At 68.8% G+C, this 2,526-nt stretch carries 1 protein-coding gene; it reads left to right on the top strand.

Translation table 11 applies throughout. The features are described 5' to 3' along the window. On the top strand, positions 1–2,137 hold a 2,137-nt coding region (aceE, locus tag VFN12_RS05340; RefSeq protein ID WP_325117567.1), incomplete at its 5' end, for a pyruvate dehydrogenase (acetyl-transferring), homodimeric type. Between the last annotated feature and the right edge of the window lie 389 nt (positions 2,138–2,526).

Here is a 2,526-nt window from a genome sequence, read left to right as displayed (position 1 = left end):
GATGGGCCTGACCGCCCTCAACGCGATCTACCAGGCCCGGTTCAACCGCTACCTCCACAACCGCGGGATCAAGCAGACCGCCGACCAGCACGTGTGGGCCTTCCTCGGCGACGGCGAGATGGGCGAGCCCGAGTCGCTCGGGGCGATCGGCCTGGCCGCGCGCGAGGAGCTCGACAACCTCACCTTCGTCGTCAACTGCAACCTCCAGCAGCTCGACGGCCCGGTGCGCGGCAACGGCAAGATCATCCAGGAGCTCGAGTCGTTCTTCCGCGGCGCCGGCTGGAACGTCATCAAGGTCGTCTGGGGCCGCGAGTGGGACGAGCTGCTGGCCCGCGACGTCGACGGCGTGCTGGTGAACCGGATGAACAGCACCCCCGACGGCCAGTTCCAGACCTACTCCACCGAGACCGGCGACTACATCCGTGAGCACTTCTTCGGCGGCGACCCGCGGCTGCGGAAGATGGTCGAGCACATGACCGACCAGCAGATCGTGAAGCTCCCGCGCGGCGGTCACGACTACCGCAAGGTGTACGCCGCGTTCGACGCGGCGACCCGGCACGTCGGCCAGCCCACCGTGATCCTGGCCAAGACCATCAAGGGCTGGACGATCGACGCGCTGGAGGGCAAGAACGCCACCCACCAGATGAAGAAGCTGACGCCGGCCGACCTCAAGAAGTTCCGCGACCGCCTCTACCTGCCGATCTCGGACCGCGACCTCGAGCAGTCCTACGAGGCGACCGGCGCGGCGCCGTTCTTCCACCCCGGCAAGGACGCCCCCGAGATCGAGTACATGATGGAGCGCCGCAAGGCGCTCGGTGGCTCACTGCCCAAGCGTGTGGTCCGGGCGGCCCCGCTGAAGCTGCCCGGCAACGAGATGTACGACGAGCTCAAGCAGGGGTCCGGCAAGAACGCCATCGCCACCACCATGGCTCTCGTCCGGCTGCTGAAGGACTGGATGAAGGACCCGGAGATCGGCAAGCGGATCGTGCCGATCGCCCCCGACGAGTACCGCACGTTCGGCATGGACTCGATGTTCCCGAGCGCCAAGGTCTACAACCCCGGAGGCCAGCAGTACGAAGCGGTCGACCGCAAGTTGTTGTTGTCCTACAAGGAGTCCACACAGGGCCAGATGCTGCACGAGGGCATCTCGGAGGCCGGGGCGATGGCGTCGGCGACGGCCGCCGGGTCGGCGTACTCCACCCACGGGGAGCACATGATCCCCTTCTACATCTTCTACTCGATGTTCGGCTTCCAGCGCACCGGCGACTCGATCTGGGCGATGGCCGACCAGCTCGCGCGCGGCTTCCTGATCGGTGCCACCGCCGGCCGGACCACGCTCACCGGCGAGGGGCTCCAGCACGCCGACGGCCACTCGCCGCTGCTCGCCACCACCAACCCGGCCGTCGTGCACTACGACCCGGCCTACGCCTACGAGATCAGCCACATCATGAAGTCCGGCCTCGAGCGGATGTACGGCGGCGACACCGACTCCTCCGGCGAGGACGTCATCTTCTACATCACCGTCTACAACGAGCCGATCGTGCAGCCCAAGGAACCCGAGGACGTCGACGCCGAGGGCATCCTGCGCGGCATCTACTCCGTGTCGAAGGGCGAGGGCGACGGCCCCCGCGTGCAGCTGCTCGGGTCCGGGGTCGGTTTCCCGTGGGCCGCCGACGCCGCCCGGATCCTGCGTGAGGACTGGGGGGTCGCGGCCGACACCTGGTCGGTCACCTCCTGGAACGAGCTGGCCCGCGACGCCATCTCGGCCGAGGAGTGGAACCTGCTCAACCCGAGCGAGACCCCCCGGACGGCGTACGTCTCCGACAAGCTGGCCGACGCCAGCGGCCCGGTGGTCGCGGTGTCCGACTACATGTGCGCCGTACCCCTCCAGATCGCGCGCTGGGTGCCCGGCGACTACCGCGTGCTCGGCACCGACGGCTTCGGGTTCGCCGACACCCGCCCGGCCGCGCGGCGGTTCTTCCACGTGGACGCCCAGTCGGTGGTCGTCCAGGCCCTCCAGGCCCTGGCCGACGCCGGTGAGATCGACCGGTCGAAGGTCCAGGAGGCCTTCGACAAGTACCGCATCGACGACCCCACCGCCGTCGCCGATGTGAAACAAGAAGGCGGGGATGCGTAACTCGCCCTCCGGCGTTGAGGTGCGAGCCTCGGCGAACTTGGTCCGGTGGTTGAGCAGCGAGCGCAGCGAGCGTCGTCGAAACCCCGTGACTGTGGGCAGGGCTTGACCCGTTGGTCACCGACCGGAGGTTGAGGTGCGAAGGCACCCCGTCACCGACCGGAGGTTGAGGTGCGAAGGCGCCCGTCGCCGACCGGTGGTTGAGGTGCGAAGGCGCCCCGGCGCCTGAGCCTCGAAACCCCCGAAGCGACGCAGGGCGGCGACCGCGGTGGTCACCGACCGGAGATTGAGGCACGAAGGCACCCGTCACCGAGCGGAGGTTGAGGTGCGAAGGCGCCCCGGCGCCTGAGCCTCGAAACCCCCGAAGCGACGCAGGGCGGCGACCGCGGTGG

This window comes from Nocardioides sp. (assembly GCF_035703625.1).
Lineage (GTDB): Bacteria > Actinomycetota > Actinomycetes > Propionibacteriales > Nocardioidaceae > Nocardioides.
Note: the sequence above shows the minus strand (reverse complement) of the source record. Positions and strands in the feature narration are given on the sequence as shown.